This window comes from Halomonas sp. H10-59, from assembly GCF_040070555.1.
GTDB classification, from domain to species: domain Bacteria; phylum Pseudomonadota; class Gammaproteobacteria; order Pseudomonadales; family Halomonadaceae; genus Halomonas; species Halomonas litopenaei.
Genome location: NZ_CP098828.1, coordinates 546265 through 563044, shown reverse-complemented (window position 1 = coordinate 563044; position 16780 = coordinate 546265). Strand labels below are relative to the sequence as shown.

The 16780-nt window shown below is 66.8% G+C and carries 15 protein-coding genes; 7 read left to right on the top strand and 8 right to left on the bottom strand.

From position 1 onward, the window contains the following. Positions 1–115: 115 nt before the first annotated feature. Positions 116–790, top strand: a complete 675-nt coding sequence (gene rsmD, locus NFG57_RS02580; protein ID WP_348815287.1) for a 16S rRNA (guanine(966)-N(2))-methyltransferase RsmD — start codon at positions 116–118, stop codon at positions 788–790. A gap of 164 nt (positions 791–954) precedes the next feature. Continuing rightward, positions 955–1176 carry a cell division protein ZapB gene (gene zapB / locus NFG57_RS02575; protein WP_045991307.1) on the top strand — a complete coding sequence of 74 codons (222 nt, stop codon included), beginning with the start codon at positions 955–957 and terminating at the stop codon, positions 1174–1176. Positions 1177–1347: 171 nt separating this feature from the next. Here the strand turns inward: zapB and NFG57_RS02570 are convergent, their stop codons facing one another. From NFG57_RS02570 to prfB, 7 genes are all read right to left on the bottom strand, one after another. Beyond that, positions 1348–1929, bottom strand: coding sequence for a GNAT family N-acetyltransferase (locus NFG57_RS02570; protein ID WP_231498432.1), 582 nt, complete (start codon positions 1927–1929; stop codon positions 1348–1350). Next, on the bottom strand, positions 1901–2842 hold the full coding sequence (locus tag NFG57_RS02565; RefSeq protein ID WP_124804942.1) for a hypothetical protein: 942 nt from the start codon (positions 2840–2842) through the stop codon (positions 1901–1903). The genes NFG57_RS02570 and NFG57_RS02565 overlap by 29 nt, the downstream gene beginning before the upstream one ends. Continuing rightward, complete coding sequence (locus NFG57_RS02560) at positions 2839–3150, bottom strand: BolA family protein (protein ID WP_045991309.1); 312 nt, start codon at positions 3148–3150, stop codon at positions 2839–2841. Before NFG57_RS02560 ends, NFG57_RS02565 begins: the two co-directional genes overlap by 4 nt. Before the next feature lie 72 nt (positions 3151–3222). After that, positions 3223–4689, bottom strand: a complete 1467-nt coding sequence (locus tag NFG57_RS02555; protein ID WP_108131212.1) for an MFS transporter — start codon at positions 4687–4689, stop codon at positions 3223–3225. Positions 4690–4852: 163 nt separating this feature from the next. After that, positions 4853–5239 (bottom strand): hypothetical protein, encoded by a 387-nt coding sequence (locus tag NFG57_RS02550; RefSeq protein ID WP_045991311.1) that lies wholly within the window; start codon positions 5237–5239, stop codon positions 4853–4855. 159 nt (positions 5240–5398) lie between these two features. After that, complete coding sequence (lysS, locus tag NFG57_RS02545) at positions 5399–6928, bottom strand: lysine--tRNA ligase (RefSeq protein ID WP_124804943.1); 1530 nt, start codon at positions 6926–6928, stop codon at positions 5399–5401. A gap of 150 nt (positions 6929–7078) precedes the next feature. After that, positions 7079–8177, bottom strand: a protein-coding gene (prfB, locus tag NFG57_RS02540) for a peptide chain release factor 2 (RefSeq protein WP_197037043.1) whose coding sequence is annotated in 2 segments (ribosomal slippage) — positions 7079–8101 and positions 8103–8177 — 1098 coding nt in all. Because the reading frame shifts where the segments join, the coding sequence is not laid out codon by codon here. A 386-nt stretch (positions 8178–8563) separates the two neighbouring features. Between prfB and NFG57_RS02535 the strand changes: the two genes are divergently transcribed. From NFG57_RS02535 to NFG57_RS02515, 5 genes are all read left to right on the top strand, one after another. After that, positions 8564–10195: a peptide ABC transporter substrate-binding protein gene (locus tag NFG57_RS02535; protein ID WP_287163291.1), complete on the top strand. Its 1632-nt coding sequence runs from the start codon at positions 8564–8566 to the stop codon at positions 10193–10195. Positions 10196–10424: 229 nt separating this feature from the next. Next, complete coding sequence (locus NFG57_RS02530; protein WP_239452499.1) at positions 10425–12038, top strand: peptide ABC transporter substrate-binding protein; 1614 nt, start codon at positions 10425–10427, stop codon at positions 12036–12038. 75 nt (positions 12039–12113) lie between these two features. Next, a complete protein-coding gene (oppB, locus tag NFG57_RS02525; protein WP_045991315.1) occupies positions 12114–13040 on the top strand; it encodes an oligopeptide ABC transporter permease OppB in 927 nt (308 codons plus the stop codon). Between the two features lie 9 nt (positions 13041–13049). Next, a complete protein-coding gene (locus NFG57_RS02520) occupies positions 13050–13934 on the top strand; it encodes an ABC transporter permease subunit (protein WP_045991316.1) in 885 nt (294 codons plus the stop codon). 20 nt (positions 13935–13954) lie between these two features. After that, entirely contained in the window at positions 13955–15589 is a 1635-nt protein-coding gene (locus NFG57_RS02515; protein ID WP_108131209.1) for an ABC transporter ATP-binding protein, read from the top strand. Positions 15590–15693: 104 nt separating this feature from the next. Here NFG57_RS02515 and NFG57_RS02510 read toward each other — a convergent pair whose 3' ends face one another. Continuing rightward, complete coding sequence (locus tag NFG57_RS02510) at positions 15694–16740, bottom strand: MBL fold metallo-hydrolase (protein WP_108131208.1); 1047 nt, start codon at positions 16738–16740, stop codon at positions 15694–15696. Positions 16741–16780: the final 40 nt, after the last annotated feature.

The window sequence follows — 16780 nt, the reverse complement described above, 5'->3', positions numbered from 1 at the left end:
CTCGCTGTGGACACAGGACAGCCCCGAGGCGGCGACGCGACGCTGCCCACAGCCTGCCACAGAAGCGATGGCGAAGGCATGACGGCACCCTGCCATGGGGGTAGAATCGCCGCCCATGAGTCGACAACGTCCTTCAAGAAACCGTCCGCGCGGCGGCGCCGGAAAACCCCGCTCGGGCAAGAGTCCCGCGAGCGGTCGGCCGCCTGGCAAGCTGCGCATCATCGGTGGCGAACACCGCCGCCGCCAGCTACCGGTGCTCGACAAGCCCGGCCTGCGCCCGACCCCGGACCGAGTGCGCGAGACCCTATTCAACTGGCTCGGGGGCGAGCTGTACCGCGTTCGCGTGCTCGATCTGTTTGCCGGCACCGGTGCCCTGGGCCTGGAGGCGCTATCGCGCGGCGCCAGCGAGGCCCTGTTCGTCGAGCGCGATGCCCAGGTGGCCCAGGCGATCAGCGATAACCTGGCGACGCTGGCGATCGATCGCGCCCAGGTACGCCGCGCCGACGCCGCCGCGCTGCTGAAAGACGATACCGCCAGCCCCTTCGACCTGGTGTTTCTCGACCCGCCCTTTCGCCAGGGCCTTGCCGAGCCCTGCTGCCAGGCCCTGGAAGCCGGCTGGCTGGCGGATGAGGCCTGGATCTACGTGGAGGTCGAAAGCGGTCTGACTCCCGCCGTGCCCCCCACCTGGCAGCTACACCGAGAGGTCCGCGCCGGAGACAGCATGGGGCGTCTGTATCGACGCAGCGAAAGCGACGCCGACTCGCTCAAGGACGCTGCGCCTGAGAGCTGAGCCGGCAGTACCCCAAGCACGCGACTGTCGCAATTCCTGAGCCGAATCAGCAAAGCAGCCCCGTCGCCGCCCGGCGACGCTTGTTCGCCGGCGGCGGCGGCGTTACGCTCGTTCCATCGGGGCGCGCGTCGCGCCTTCACCCCACGTCATGTCAGGAGACGAGGATGAGCACGGAACTCTTCAACCAACTCGAAAAGAAGGTCTCCAGCGCCCTTGAGGCCCTGGAATTGCTGAAACTGGAAGCCGAGGAGTTGCGCGAGGAAAACGCTCGCCTGAAGCAGGATCGCGAAGAGTGGGAACGTCGCCTGACCGCCATCCTGGGCCAGCTCGATGAGGTGGAAGGCGAAACGGGCAATACCGAACAGGCGCCCGCCCATAGCCTCTGACCTGCCTTGTGTGCCGGCAGTGTCGACTCGAACGGCCGACTCGAACGGCTGACGCGAACGATCGACACGAATGAAAAGGGCTCCCATGGGGAGCCCTTTTGCATTGCGCGTACGATGGAAGCCCAGCCGCAGGCGGCCCAGACTAAAGAAAGCCGAGCGCTTCAGGCTGTTTCAGTCAAGCGCCAGCGACATCAGCAAGGCATCGACACGCTCGCCGCCATCGGCCAGCGGCGGATAGTAGCCGCGACGCACACCATCCTCGGCGAAGCCGGCGGCTCGGTAGCAGGCGATCGCCGCGCCGTTGTCGGCACGCACCTCCAGCAGCAGTCGCTCCGAGCCCCACTGGCGCGCTACCGCAATCAGGCTTGTCAGCAGCCGTGCGGCAAGCCCTTGGCGGCGAGCTTGCGGGGCCACCAGGATCGCTTCCAGCTCGGCCTCGAAGGGCTGGCGTGCCAGCAAGGCGTAGGCGTGAATAGCCCTCTGCCCCGTCATGCCCGCATCAAGGCCGCCTTCAACGCCGACATCACCCGCCGGACCCAGCCGATCGATCCCCAGCAGCAGGCGCTGGTCATCTTCCAGTGCCTGGGCCAGCGCCTGAGGGCTGGACAACGGCGCTGACGCCATCGCTTCCAGTCGCAAGAGGGCGTCAAGATCGGCGGCGCCAAGGACACGGACAGGACCGTAGCCGCCGCTATGCGGACAGCTCTGCTGGCCCGCTGTCGCCTCAAGCGCCATCGCTGTCGTCTCTGGCACCATCGCCTCCAGCACCATCACCTCGAGTGCCGTCGCTCCACTGTGCCTGCCACTCGCCGATCTGCGACCACAGCCGGCGCTTGGCCTCGGCACCGACGCCGTCATCGGCGAGCAGTTCGTCGAGCCCCGGGCCCTGCCACAACGGCAGCGCCAGGGTCTGGCTGCGCGGAGGCTGCGCGCTGTTGTCGGTGGTGTCAGACGGGGCCAGTGCTTGCATCAGCGCCTCCTGGCGGCCGAATACCAGCACCCGCTCCGGAGCCCAGCCACGACGAGCGCGACCGGCCACAAAGGCCTTGAGCCCCTGACGCGCCTCGTCCAACGGCCGCCTGACCGGCAAGCCCTCTTCCAGCGGCCAGGCAAGGGAGTCGAACACCGGTCGCTGCGACGGCCTGACCCCGGCGCCGGTCAGGATATTGAGCAGAAGCCGCTGGTGCAGGGGCCCCAGCGGTTCGTCACGGGCAACCAGCAAAAGCCAGCGACCGTCGAGACAGGCCACCTGACAGCCGAAGCGCAGCGGCTCGGCGCCTTCCTCCACCTCATCCTCTGCCGGCATGGCCGTAGGGGCCGTCGCTGCACCGTCGTCTGCATCGGGCACGATATCACCGAGCAGCGCCCTGGCCTTGCGCGGACCAGCCGGCGCCTGGGGGGCAGGAGCCTGGACGGCAGAGGACGAATCAGCGACAGCGGCCTGCTCGGTCGCCCCGGCGGACGTGTCGCCACCGCCGGCCGAGGCGGGCATGTCATCGAGCAGCGCATGCAGGCCCTTGGCACCGGGCTGGGGCCGCTCTTCGGGTACCGGCTCGGGCCAGTCGCAGGCTTCGGTCTCGCGGGCGTTGGGTAGCTGATAGCGGGCCACCCAGGCGGTCAGCCCCATGGCATCCAGATAGGCGAGCCGTGTCGGCTCCGGCGTCACGAGCGTGAGCCGCCCATGCAGTTGGGCGAGTCCGGACGCGGTGCACTGCGGCTATCCCACTCACCGGGGGTGTAAAGGTGCAGCGCCAGGGCGTGGACCGGGCCGGACAGTTCATCGGCCAGCAGCGAGTAGATCTGCTGGTGGCGCTTGACCGGCATCAGCCCGGAAAAGCGCTCGGAGACCAGGGTCACCTTGAAGTGGGTTTCCGAGTTCGGCGGCACGCTGTGCATGTGGCTCTCGTTCTCGACCACCAGTTCGGTGGGCTCCAGGGCCTTTAGCTTGTGTTCGATGGTCGCCTGAATACTCATGATGGGTACTCGCGTCTGTGACGGTTAATTTTGTACATACTGTGCCATTGTACGCCCTCGCCCAGCCGCTGACTAAGCCCGATCCGCGACCCGGTTCGGGGAGTCCTCGCCCACTCGTTCGGAGTAGCCGGCCCGCGCGGCCTTCTTCTGCTCCCGCGCCGCACGATACGCACGATGGGCCCGGGGGATACGCACCAGGCTGATCACCAGCGCCAGCAAGGTGGTGGCAGCGCCGACCCACAACGCCTGCTGAACGCCAGCGCCGGCGGCCAGGCACAGCCCGACCAGGGCCACCCCCAGCGACTGCCCCACCGTGCGGGTGGTACTCATCACCCCCGAGGCGTTGGCGCTGCGGGCCTTGGGTACGCTGGTCATCAGTTCACGGTTGTTGGGCGGCTGGAACAGGCCGAAGCCTGCGCCACACAGGGCGGTACGCCACAGGCTGTCGATCGCGCTGGCGTCCTGCGGCAGCGCCGCCAGGCTGACCAGCCCCAGCAACAGCATGACCAGGCCGACGCTCGCCACCACGCTCGGGTTGAAGCGATCGGCCAGACGACCAGACAGCGGCCCGACCACCATGATGGTCAGCGGCCAGGGGGTAAACAACCAGGCGGTATGCAGCGCCGAGTAGCCCATCTGCTGCTGGTAGAGAAACGACAGCGCAACGAAGGTCAGCCCCTGTCCGATGAAGGCGGTGCCCTGGGCGGACACTGCCAGGCTGAAACGCGGTTCACGAAACAGCCCCAGCGGCAGCAGCGGATGGGGAGCCCGCCCCTGGCGACGGATAAAGGCCACCGCCGACACCACCGTCACCGCCAGCCAGGCCAGGATCTCGGCCAGCGGCGCGCGATGACCGACGGCGTCCATGCACATGAACAGTCCCGCCAGCATGGCCATGGAGGCCAGGGCGCCGAAGGCGTCGAAGTTGCCCTCGCGGCGTTCCTCCCTGGGCAGGGCTCGCCAGGCCATGACCGCGGCGGCGGCGCCCAGCGGCACGTTCAGGGCGAACAGCCACGGCCAGTTGGCCACCGACAGCACCAGACCACCGATCGACGGGCCGGCGGCGTAGCCCCCCGCCACCACCAGCGACGACAGGCCCAGGGCGCTGCCGAGCAGGCGCGAGGGAAAGATCGAGCGATAGAGGCTCGGCCCGATCGACAGGGTGGCGGCGGCGCCGACGCCCTGCAGGGCACGAAACACCAGCAGGGTCTCGAAGTTGGGCGACAGCGCGCTGCCTAGCGCCGCCACTACGAACAGGGTGAGCCCTGCCACGTAGACCTTGCGCCGACTGAGCAACTCACTGGCGGCGGCGAACACCAGCAGCATGGCCGCGCAGACCACCTGGAACAGGTTGGTGATCCACACCGCGCGGGCATCGGACACGCCCAGATCCCGCGCCATGGAGGGCAGCGCGATATTGATCATGGTGGTGTCCACCACCGCCATCAGGGTCCCCAGCACCAGGGCGATGACCGCCAGCCGTCGCTCCGGCCCGGGCAGGCCGTCGTCGCCGTCACGGGTGGAGAACAGTCGACTCATCGGGGCAATTCCTGGTGTTGTCTAGGCGGGTGTTGTCTTGCATCGGGGTGGTCAGGCACAGGAGGTCATGCCGGCACGCAACGAGACCGGCCGTGGCCGGTCTCGTCGACACCTGCGGGGTACATCCGGCAGACACTGATCAGCGGCGGCAGGCCGCGCTGTTTCAGTCCTGCTCGAGGTCGGCCAGCAGTTCGTCGTCCACCTCGGAGATCTCAAGCGCAGCCTCGCCATCCAGATCGATCGCCAGATAGCTGTGCTCGACCTGCAAGAAGCGCTGGAACAGCTCCCAGTTCAGGGCCTCGGGCCACTGCCGTTCGTCCTCTTCCCAGGCGCGCAGTTCGTTCTCGAGCACCTCGAGATAGCGCTCGCGAACGAAGGCTTCCAGCGCCTCGGGGGTGTCCATCTCCGGGATCAGGTAGACCGTGCTTTCCCGGTCGACGTCGGCGAGCGTGAGGTCGTCATCGCCCATGGTCGGTTCCAGGGCATTGATCCAGTCAACAAAGTGCTGGGTGGGTCTGACGCTCAGGGCGGAGCGGTTGAGCAGTTTCATCGCGGTCTCCTCGACGTCGAATCGCAGCCATTATGGGTGCTAAGGGCCTCGCTTGCCAGCAAAAGCCCGGCCCCGCCGACAATCCATCGGCCCGACCCCGCCGACAATCCATCGACCCGACCACTGGGGACATTGTCCTCGGTGGCCAGGCCGAACGGCTCAGGCCTCGCCGGCTTCCGGGCGCATCGCCGGGAACAGCAGCACGTCGCGGATCGAGGGGCTGTCGGTGAACAGCATCACCAGGCGGTCGATACCGATGCCCTCGCCGGCGGTGGGCGGCAGGCCTACCTCGAGCGCGCGCACGTAGTCGGCGTCGTAGTACATCGCCTCCAGGTCACCGGCGTCCTTCTCGGCCGCCTGGGCGCGGAAGCGCTCGGCCTGGTCCTCGGCGTCATTGAGCTCGGAGAAGCCGTTGGCGATCTCACGGCCGCCGACGAAGAACTCGAAGCGGTCGGTGACGAAGGGATTGGCGTCGTTGCGCCGCGCCAGCGGGCTGACCTCGGCCGGATACTCGGTGATGAAGGTCGGCTGGTCCAGGCGCGCCTCGGCCACCTCCTCGAAGATCTCGGTCTGCAGCTTGCCGAGTCCCCAACCATCCTTGACCTTGATGCCGAGGCGCTCGGCCAGGGCACGGGCGGCGTCGAGGTCGTCGATGTCCGCGGCCTCGATGCCTTCGCCGTGAGCCAGGATCGCCTCGCGCAGGGTCATCCGCACGAACGGCTGGCCCAGGTCGTAGGTCGCTCCCTGGTAGTTCAGGGTGGTGGTGCCGAGCACCTTCTGGGCGATCTCGCGCAGCATCGCCTCGGTCAGATCCATCAGCGCCTGGTAGTCCACGTAGGCCCAGTAGAACTCGACCATGGTGAACTCGGGGTTGTGGCGGGTGGAGAGCCCTTCGTTACGGAAGTTGCGGTTGATCTCGAAGACCCGCTCGAAGCCCCCCACCACCAGGCGCTTCAGGTAAAGCTCTGGCGCGATACGCAGGTACATGTCGATGTCCAGCGCATTGTGGTGGGTGATGAAGGGACGCGCCGTGGCGCCGCCGGGGATCGGCTGCAGCATCGGCGTTTCCACCTCCATGAAGCCGCGATCCTCGAAGAAGCGGCGCATGGCGCTGATGATGCCGGCACGGGTCTCGAACACCCGGCGCGAGTCCGGGTTCATGATCAGGTCGACATAGCGCTGGCGGTAACGCGCTTCCATGTCGGTGAGGCCGTGGAACTTGTCGGGCAGCGGGCGCAGGCTCTTGGTCAGGAGCTTGGCCTCGCGCATCATCACGTACAGGTCGCCCTTGCCGGACTTGTGCACCGGGCCCTGGCCGGCCACGATGTCGCCGATGTCCCAGCCCTTGATGTCCTCGAGCAGGGCGGAATCCAGCCCCTTCTTGTCGACGTAGAGCTGGATCTGGCCGCTGACGTCCTGGATCACGATAAAGGGACCGCGCTTGCGCATGATGCGCCCGGCGACCGCGGCCTCACGGCCCAGCGACTCCAGCGCTTCCTTATCGTACTCACCGAGTTCCGCCTCGAGCTCGGCGGCCAGGCTGTCACGGCGAAAGTCGTTGGGGAAGGCGCTGCCGCCCTCGGCCTCGGCGCGCTCGCGACGAGCCGCCAGCTTGGCGCGGCGCTCCGCGATCAGGCGGTTCTCTTCGGCAACGGCGTCATTGGTGGAAGGCGTATCCTGGTTGGCCATGGCTACTCGTCTCTGTCACGGCAGGGAAGCCGCCACGGCGGTTCCCCGAACGGCCCCGGCACGGGACCCATGAATGGTGGTGGCGAAACGCCCCGGGGCCACTTGGCTCCCGGGGCGAGGTCGCGACGCGGTGGGCTTGGCGACGGTCGCTTAAAGCCCCTGCTTGAGGCTCGCGACGATGTACTGGTCAAGATCGCCGTCGAGCACCTTGTCGCAGTTGCTCGACTGCACGCCGGTGCGCAGGTCCTTGATGCGCTGGTCGTCCAGCACATAGGAGCGGATCTGGCTGCCCCAGCCAATGTCGGCCTTGGAGTCCTCGGCCTCCTGCTTGGCGGCATTGCGCTTCTGCATTTCCAGCTCCCACAGCTTCGCCTTCAACTGCTTCATGGCGAAGTCGCGGTTGGCGTGCTGGCTGCGCTGGCTCTGGCACGACACCACCACGCCGGACGGCTCGTGGGTGATCCGCACCGCCGAGTCGGTGGTGTTGACGTGCTGACCACCGGCGCCGCTGGAGCGGTAGGTGTCGACGCGCAGATCCGCCGGATTGATCTCGACCTCGAAGCTGTCGTCGATCTCCGGCGACAGGAACACCGAGGCAAAGGAGGTGTGGCGGCGGCCGCCGGAGTCGAACGGACTCTTGCGCACCAGACGATGCACCCCGGTCTCGGTGCGCAGCCAGCCGAAGGCGTACTCGCCCTGGACGTGCACCGTGGCCGACTTGATCCCGGCCACTTCACCGGCCGACAGCTCGATGATCTCGGCCTTGAAGCCGTGGGACTCGGCCCAGCGCAGATACATGCGCAGCAGCATGTTGGCCCAGTCCTGGGCCTCGGTACCGCCGGAGCCCGCCTGGATGTCGAGATAGGCGCTGTTCTCGTCCATCTCGCCGGAGAACATGCGCCGAAACTCGAGCTTCTCGAGGTTGGCCTGCATCGAGGCCAGTTCCTTCTCGACCTCGGCCACGGTGGCCTCGTCGTCTTCCATCTCGGCCAGCTCCAGCAGGTCGCGGCTGTCGCCGAGGCCCTGGTCCAGCTCGTCGATGGTGGCGACCACCAGCTCCAGCGAGGCACGTTCCTTACCGAGCTTCTGGGCGTAGTCCGGGTCGTTCCAGACCGCCGGGTCCTCAAGCTCGCGGGTGACTTCCTCTAGCCGATCTTTCTTTTCGGCATAGTCAAAGATACCCCCTCAGGACGTCTGTCCGCTCAGACAGGTCCTTGATGAGGTTGTGAATCGGGTTGGTTTCCAACATGAAGTTCGCCTTTTGTCGTCCCTCGCCGGGTGCCGGCATGCGCTAGCGATGCGCCGGTGGCGACGGGCCAGTTGCGATGATCGTCGGCCAGGCCGCGATAAAGGGGATGCATTGTAGCCAAAACGTCTAACCCCGTCATCCTGCTCCTGCCATCGAGCCCCCTTGCCACAAGGGCTCCCACAGGGCTATCGACGAAACGCAAGACGTCATGAGAATTTTCGTCTGGACAGCAGCGGAGTCACGGCGCGATGGTCATTGACGACTAAGCGGGCTTAGGCGAAGTCGCACACCTTGTGCGGCCGTCATACCATCGCCGTGGTCGCAGCGAACCGCGCTGCCAACGGCCCTGCCCGTGACAACAATGCCAACACGAACAAGGAACTGACATGATCGCGATCCGTGCTCGCTGGGCCCGCCGCCTGGCGCTGGCCTCCGGCCTGACCCTGTCCTCCCTGGCCGCCGCCATCAGTGCACCGGCCATGGCCGAGACCCTCGACCTTGGCGTCACCGGCGAACTCGCCTCCTTCGACACCTCCCAGATCTCCGGCGGCGTATGGGAGTCCCAGATCCTGATGGATGTCTACGAGGGCCTGGTCAAGAACGCCCCGGACGGCGAGATCCTGCCCGGCATGGCCACCGACTGGGAGGTTTCCGAGGACGGCAAGACCTACACCTTCACCCTGCGCGAGGACGCCCGCTGGTCCGACGGCGAGCCTGTCACCGCCGAGGACTTCGTGTTCGGCTGGCGCCACCTGCTGGATCCGGCCAACGCCTCCAAGTACGCCTACATGCTGTACCCGGTGGTCAACGCCAGGGAGGTCAACACCGGCGAGCTGCCCCTGGAAGAGCTTGGCGTGGAAAGCCGCGACGATGGCCGCACCTTCGTGGTCCAGCTCACTCAACCGACGCCTTACTTCCTGCAGCTTTTGACCCACTACACCGGCTACCCCCAGCCGCAGCACACCTTCGAGGCGTACGGCCGGGACTACGTGGATCTCGACAATATCGTTACCAACGGCGCCTTCACCCCCACCGAGTGGATCTCCCAGTCGCGCATCACCGTGGCCAAGAACCCCGAATACTACGAGGCCGACCAGGTGGCGCTGGACGGTGTGCGCTACCACACCATCGAGGATCGCAACGCCGGCGTCTCGCGCTTTCGCGCGGGCGAGCTGGACATCATGCGCGAGTACTCCTCGAGCATGTATCCGCTGTTGAAGGAAGAGATTCCCGAGGCCACCCACATGGCCACCTACCTCGGCAGCTACTACTACGTGTTCAACCACCGCGACGGTCATCCCACCGCCGACCCCAGGGTGCGCGAGGCGCTCAACATGGCGGTGCGCCGCGACGTCATCGCCCAGCAGATCATGGGCGGCACCTTCCAGAAGTCGCTGTCCTTCGTGCCTGACGGCATCGATCACTACCAGGTGCAGAACACCAGCTTCGAAGACGCCGACGGCAATGACATCACCGATGACATGAACGCCCGCATGGCCCGCGCCAAGCAATTGCTGGAAGAGGCCGGCTACAGCCAGGAGTCACCGCTCGAATTGCGCCTGCGCTACAACACCACCGACGAGCACAAGAAGATCGCGGTAGCGGTGTCGTCCATGTGGCGCCCGCTGGGTGTCGAGGTGGAGCTGGTCAATGCCGAGGCCACGGTGCACTACCAGACCATCGCCGAGGGAGACTTCGACGTGGCCCGGGCCGGCTGGATCGCCGACTACAACGACGCCGAGAACTTTCTGGCGCTGCTGCGCTCCGGCGTCGGCAACAACTATGGCGCCTACGCCAACGAGGAGTTCGACGCCCTCTACGACCAGGCCGCTGCCACCCTGGACCTGGATGAGCGCAAGGCCGTCATGGAAAGCGCCGAGGCCCTGGCCATGGACGACGACGCCCTGATCCCGATGCTCTACTACGTCTCGCGCAACCTGGTGAACCCGAAGATCAGCGGCTGGGAAGACAATATCGAGGACGATCACCCGTCTCGCTGGATCTCCTTCGACGAGTAGCAGCGCTGGGTTTGTAGATAGCAGCGCTGGGACTTGTAAACAGCAGCGCTGGGACTTGTAAACAGCAGCGCTGGGACTTGTAAACAGCAGCGCTGGGACTTGTAAACAGCAGCGCTGGGACTTGTAAACAGCAGCGCTGGGCTATCTTCAAGGACTCGCTTCAAGGACTCGCCTCCACCAGGAGGCGAGTCCCCTACCGATGCTCTGCCTACCCCACAAGGACTTCACTATGGTCTCCATGGACGCCTTTCGTCCGCTGGCACTTGCCGGCCTGATGGCAACGACAAGCCTCGGACTCTGTCTGCCCGCTGCCGACGCCCAGGCCGCCACCCTGCAGGTCGGCAACGGCGCCGAACCCAGCACCCTGGATCCGCAGAAGGTCAACGGCAACTGGGAGAGCCGGATCACCCGCCAACTGTTCGATCGTCTGATCAACTACGGCCCCGACGGCGCGCTGGTGCCGGGCCTGGCCGAATCCTGGGAGCTGTCCGACGACGGTCGGGTCATCACCTTCCGGCTGCGCGAGGCGCAGTGGTCCGACGGCGAGCCAATCACCGCCGACGACGCCGTCTTCGCCCTGCGACGCCTGGTGACGCCGGCCACCGCCAACCACAACGCCAATCTCTACTACCCCATCATCAACGCCCGGGCGATCAACACCGGCGCGGCCGAACCCGAGAGCCTCGGCGTCACCGCTCTGGATTCCCACACCCTGGAAATCCGGCTGTCCGAGCCCACCGCCTACTTTCTTCAGGCCATGGCAATGACCGAGGCCGCACCTCTGCCCCGCCACCTGCTCACCAGCGACGTCGAGGACTGGACCCGGCCAGGCACCCTGGTGGCCAGTGGACCCTTCGTGCTCACCGACTGGAAGCCCCAGGACAAGGTCGAGGTGGCGCGCAACCCTCGCTACTACGCCGTCGATGAGGTGGCACTGGAGGGTGTCGACTTCCACGCCATCGAGGACACCTCGGCGCTGATGAACCGTTTTCGCTCAGGCGAGCTCGACATCGCCTACGGTGCGGTGCCTTCCGCGCGCTTCGAGTGGGCCCAGGAGAACCTGGGCGAGTCGCTGCGCGTCGGGCCGCTGATCGGCAGCTACTTCTATATGCTCAACCTGCGTGAAGGCACGCCGCTCAGCGATGAGCGGGTGCGCGAGGCGCTGAACCTGGCGCTCGACCGCGAGGTGATCACCGAGCGCCTGCTGGGCATGGGCCAGACGCCGTCCTACTGGTTTGTGCCCCGCACCATCGCCTCGCCTACCTCGGCAAGCCTCGACTTCCATGATCAGGACATGGACAGCCGCCGGGCTAGGGCCCGGGAGCTGCTGGATCAGGCCGGCTACGGGCCGGATCGACCGCTTGAACTTGAGCTGTCCTACAACACCCTGGAAGACCACAAGAAGATCGCCGTGGCCATCGCCGCCATGTGGCGCCCGCTGGGGGTGGAGATCGAGCTGGTCAACCGCGAGGCGGCGGTGCACTTCGCCGGCCTGCGCCAGGGCGACTTCGAGATCGCCCGCTACGGCTTCGTGGCCACGGTCAACGACCCCTACGACTTCCTCAACGCCTACGCCGCGGGAGGCTCGGCGGCGGCCAGCACCGGCTACGCGGACCCCGAGTACGACGCCCTGGTCGAGGCCAGCACCCATGAGCTCGACGCGGACCGACGCGCCGCGCTGATGAGCGAGGCCGAGCAGCGCCTGCTGGAAGCCGACGTGATGCTGCCGATCTACGACTACGTGGTCGTCAACCTGGTCTCGCCGGACGTCAAGGGCTGGCAGCCCACGACGCTCGACGTGCATCCGCTGCGCTACGTGTCCGTGGACGCCGACGCGCCCTGACGATCACCCGCTCCAACCCCATCGCGGGCGCGGCCAGGGATGGCCCGCCCTCCATGTCAACCGAGGAACGGCGCCATGCTGAGCTACACCTTGAAACGCCTGGCCCAGGCCATACCGACGATGCTGATCGTCATCACCATCGCCTTCTTTCTGATGCGCATCGCCCCCGGCGGGCCCTTCGACGGCGAGCGCGCCCTGCCGCCGGAGATCGAGGCCAACCTGATGGCCGCCTACCACCTGGACGAACCGCTGTGGCAGCAGTACTTCCGCTACCTGGGCAACCTGGTCCAGGGCGACTTCGGGCCCTCGTTCAAGTACAAGGACTTCACCGTCACCGAGCTGATCATGCAGGGCTTCCCGGTAAGCCTGCAGATCGGCGGCCTGGCGATCCTGCTGGCGCTGGCGATCGGCCTGCCGCTGGGCATCATCGCCGCACTCAAGCGCAATACCGCCGTGGACTACACGGTGATGGGCACGGCGCTGGCCGGCATCGCGGTGCCCAACTTCGTGGTGGCGCCGGTGCTGGCGCTGGTGTTCGGGGTGCTGCTCGGCTGGCTGCCGGCGGGGGGCTGGAACGACGGCGCCCTGCCCAACCTGATCCTGCCGGTGATCGCGCTATCGATCCAGCAGATCGCCTACATCGCGCGGATGATGCGCGCCAGCATGATCGAGGTGATGGGCAGCCACTATATTCGCACCGCCCGAGCCAAGGGACTGACCGAGGCCGAGGTGGTCTGGCGCCACGCCCTGCGCCCCGCCCTGCTGCCGGTGACCTCCTACCTGGGCCCGGCCATCGCCGGCATCATCACCGGCTCCGTGGTGATCGAGCAGATCTTCGGCATCCCCGGCATCGGCCGCTACTTCGTCCAGGGCGCGCTCAACCGCGACTACACCCTGGTGATGGGCACGGTGGTGTTCTACGGCGCCCTGATCGTGTTGATGAACCTGATCGTGGACCTGATCTACTCGGCCCTTGATCCCCAAATCCGCTATGACGACTGAGGCGACGCCATGAGTACCGATTCCCTCGCCCCGACCGCCGCCCCCGTCGGCGACAGCCTCGGCCGCGACGCCTGGCGCCGGCTGAGCCAGAACCGCGCGGCCATGGCCAGCCTGTGGCTGCTCGGCCTGATGACCCTGGCCTGCTTTATCGGTCCCTGGCTGACCCCCTGGGGGCTGGCCGACGTCGACTGGAACGCCTTCGACGTGGGCCCGACCCTGGAAGGCGGCCACTGGCTCGGCACCGACGCCAACGGCCGCGACCTGCTGACCCGCACCCTCTATGGGGGCCAGGTGTCGCTGTCGGTGGCGCTGGTGGCGACCTTCGTCAGCCTGATCATCGGGGTGCTCTACGGCGCCGTGTCCGGCTATGTCGGCGGGCGCGTCGACAACCTGATGATGCGCTTCGTCGACATCATGTACTCGCTGCCGTTCATGTTCCTGGTGATCCTGCTGATGGTGGTGTTCGGCCGCAACATCTTCCTGATCTACGCCGCCATCGGCGCGGTGGAGTGGCTCGACATGGCGCGTATCGTGCGCGGCCAGACCCTGGCGCTCAAGCAGCGGGAGTTCGTCGAGGCGGCCCACGCCCTCGGCGTCAAGGACGGCAAGATCGTCACCCGCCACCTGATCCCCAACGCCATCGGCCCGGTGATCGTCTACGTCACCCTGACGGTGCCCAAGGTCATCCTGCTCGAGAGCTTCCTGTCGTTCCTCGGCCTCGGCGTGCAGGAGCCGCTGACCAGCTGGGGCGTGCTGATCTCCGAGGGTGCCGACATGATGCAGACCTCGCCCTGGATGCTGCTGGTGCCCTCGGTGTTCCTGGCGCTGACGCTGTTCTGCCTGAACTTCCTCGGCGACGGCCTCAGAGACGCCCTGGACCCCAAGACCCGCTGATCGACGACGGAGACGCGACCATGACCGACACACAACCCAAGAACCCCCGTCGTCCCGCCCGCGAGGCGCTGCTCGAGATCGAGGGGCTCAGCGTCAGCTTCGAGCTGCCCCACGGCACCGTCCAGGCGGTCAGGGACGTCAGCTTTGCCATCAATCCCGGCGAGACCCTGGCGCTGGTGGGCGAATCCGGCTCCGGCAAGTCGGTGACCTCCACCGCCGCCATGCGCCTGCTGCCGGAGCTCGCCCGGGCCGAGGGCGTCATCCGCTTCAAGGGCGAGGAACTGCTGGGTGCCACCGCCAAGCGCATGCGCCGGATTCGCGGTGGCAATATCGCCATGATCTTCCAGGAGCCGATGACCTCGCTCAATCCGCTGCACCGCATCGGCGACCAGATCAAGGAGGTGCTCGACCGCCACCAGAGCCTCAAGGGGCGCGCCGCCACCGCCAAGGCCATCGACCTGCTCGAGCAGGTCGGCATCCCCGAACCGGCAAGGCGGGTGTCGAGCTACCCCCACGAGCTGTCCGGCGGCCAGCGCCAGCGGGTGATGATCGCGATGGCCCTGGCCGGCGAGCCGGAGATGCTGATCGCCGACGAGCCCACCACCGCGCTGGACGTCACCGTCCAGGCCCAGATCCTCGAGCTGCTCAAGGACCTGCAACGCCGCTACGGCATGGCGATCCTGTTCATTACTCACGACCTGACCATCGTCAAGCACTTCGCCGACCGGGTCTGCGTGATGCGCCACGGCGAGCTGGTCGAGCAGGGTGAGACCCGGGAGGTCTTCGCCAACCCGCGCCACGAGTACACCCGCATGCTGATCGACGCCGAGCCACGCGGGCGCAAGGCGCCGGTGGCCGACAGCGAGCCCATGGTGCTCGAGGCCAAGGACATGCGCGTACGCTTCGCCCTCAAGAAGCGCCTATTCGGTCCCAGCGAGTACTTCGAGGCGGTGCGTGGCATCGACGTCAGCATCCGTCGCGGCCAGACGGTGGGCATCGTCGGCGAATCGGGCTCCGGCAAGTCGACCCTGGGCCGCGCCCTGCTGAGGCTGCTCAAGAGCCAGGGCGAGATCCGCTTCCACGACACCCGCCTCGACGTGCTGGACAAGACCGCCATGCGGCCGATCCGCTCGAAGCTGCAGGTGGTGTTCCAGGACCCCTACGGCTCGCTGTCGCCGCGGCTGACCGTTGGCGACATCATCGGCGAAGGGCTCAAGGTCCACGCCCCGCACCTGTCCCGCGCCGAGCGCGAGGCCCAGGTGATGGCGGCGCTCAAGGAGGTGTCGCTGGATCCTTCGATGCGCAATCGCTACCCCCACGAGTTCTCCGGCGGCCAGCGCCAGCGGATCGCCATCGCCCGGGCGCTGGTGCTCAAGCCGGAGTTCCTGCTGCTCGACGAACCCACCTCAGCGTTGGACCGCTCGGTGCAGGTCACCGTCATCGACCTGCTGCGTGACCTGCAACAGAAACACGGCCTGACCTACCTGTTCATCAGCCACGACCTGGCGGTGGTGCGAGCGCTGGCCGACACCGTGCTGGTGATGAAGGACGGAGAGATAGTGGAACAGGGCAGCGCCGAGGCGCTGTTCGCCGCGCCGAAGACCGAATACACCCGCAAGCTGCTGGCCGCCGCCATGCTCGATCAGGTGGCCTAGGCCAAGCGATCTACGAGCTCTACCTACGTAACGTAACAGGCGCTGCTTGAGCAGCGCCTGTTGTGCGAAGGCAGCGGCCGCTGCTTTGGCTCGTATGAACGTCTCTACTCTGTCGGATGCTCGCCTGCGTAGACACGCTCGGCCTGGGCCAGCGAACAGCTCATCAAGAGGTCCAGGGCACCCAGCGCCTGGTCGCTGACGAAGGGATGGGGATCGCCGGCTTGCCGCTGCTCCAACGCCTCGATCCGCGCCAGGGTGTTGTCGCGGGTGGGATGGTTGGACAGGAAGACGTCCACGCCCTGCTGTTCAGAGATCGTCTTCATTCGTGAGGCGGAGGCCGAGTACTCCCGCAAGCGGGCCTCGTCCGGCCCGAAGTTGAAACCGGTACCGCCCCACAGCACCGCCCGATGGGTACTGTCGCCATCCTTCAGCGGAATCACCAGCGACAGCGTGCCGAGGGTATGGCCGGGGGTCACGTAGGCCTCGAGGGCGGTATCGCCAAGAGTCAGGGTGTCGCCGTCGGCGATGGTGATATCGCGCACTGGAGGCTCGCCCCAGCGGGGATTGTCGATGGCCAGCTCCGGCTGTTCGAGGGCGGTCCAGTCCGCATCGCTCATGACCACCTGGGCTCCGTAGTTGTCGACCAGGTACTGCTGACCACCGTAGTGATCACCGTGGGCGTGGGTCACCACCAGATAGGTGATGTCCTCGGGATCCAGGCCCAGATCCACCAGCCCCTGCTCGATAAACTTCTGCGCTTCCTCGTTGTTGTTGAGGGCATCGATCAGAATGATCCCCTCGTTGGTGGTCAGCGCCCAGCTGGCGACGCCGGGCGTGCCGACGTAGTAGAGATTGTCGAATACCTGGGTCGGCATCGGCTCGGCCGGGCCGCGCTGGCGCCGGTCATCGCGACTGGACTCACGACGCTCCCGCTCTGCCGCCTCGCCTTTCGGACGCTGGCCCGCCACCTTGAGCCTGGCCGACAGGTCACACAGGCTGGACAGCCCGGGGAAGGCCTGTCCGGCCGCCAGGCCCCGCTCAGCCAGCTGCTCGGCCAGCTGCTCGGGCAGCTGCTGGGGAGGTTCATCCACCGCCAGGGCGGTCTGACTCAGGGTGAGGCTTACCACGGCCCCTGCGATCATCGCTTTCATGGTCCTTCCTGTTCGCTGCTGTTCGTTTAGGTGGGTCGCT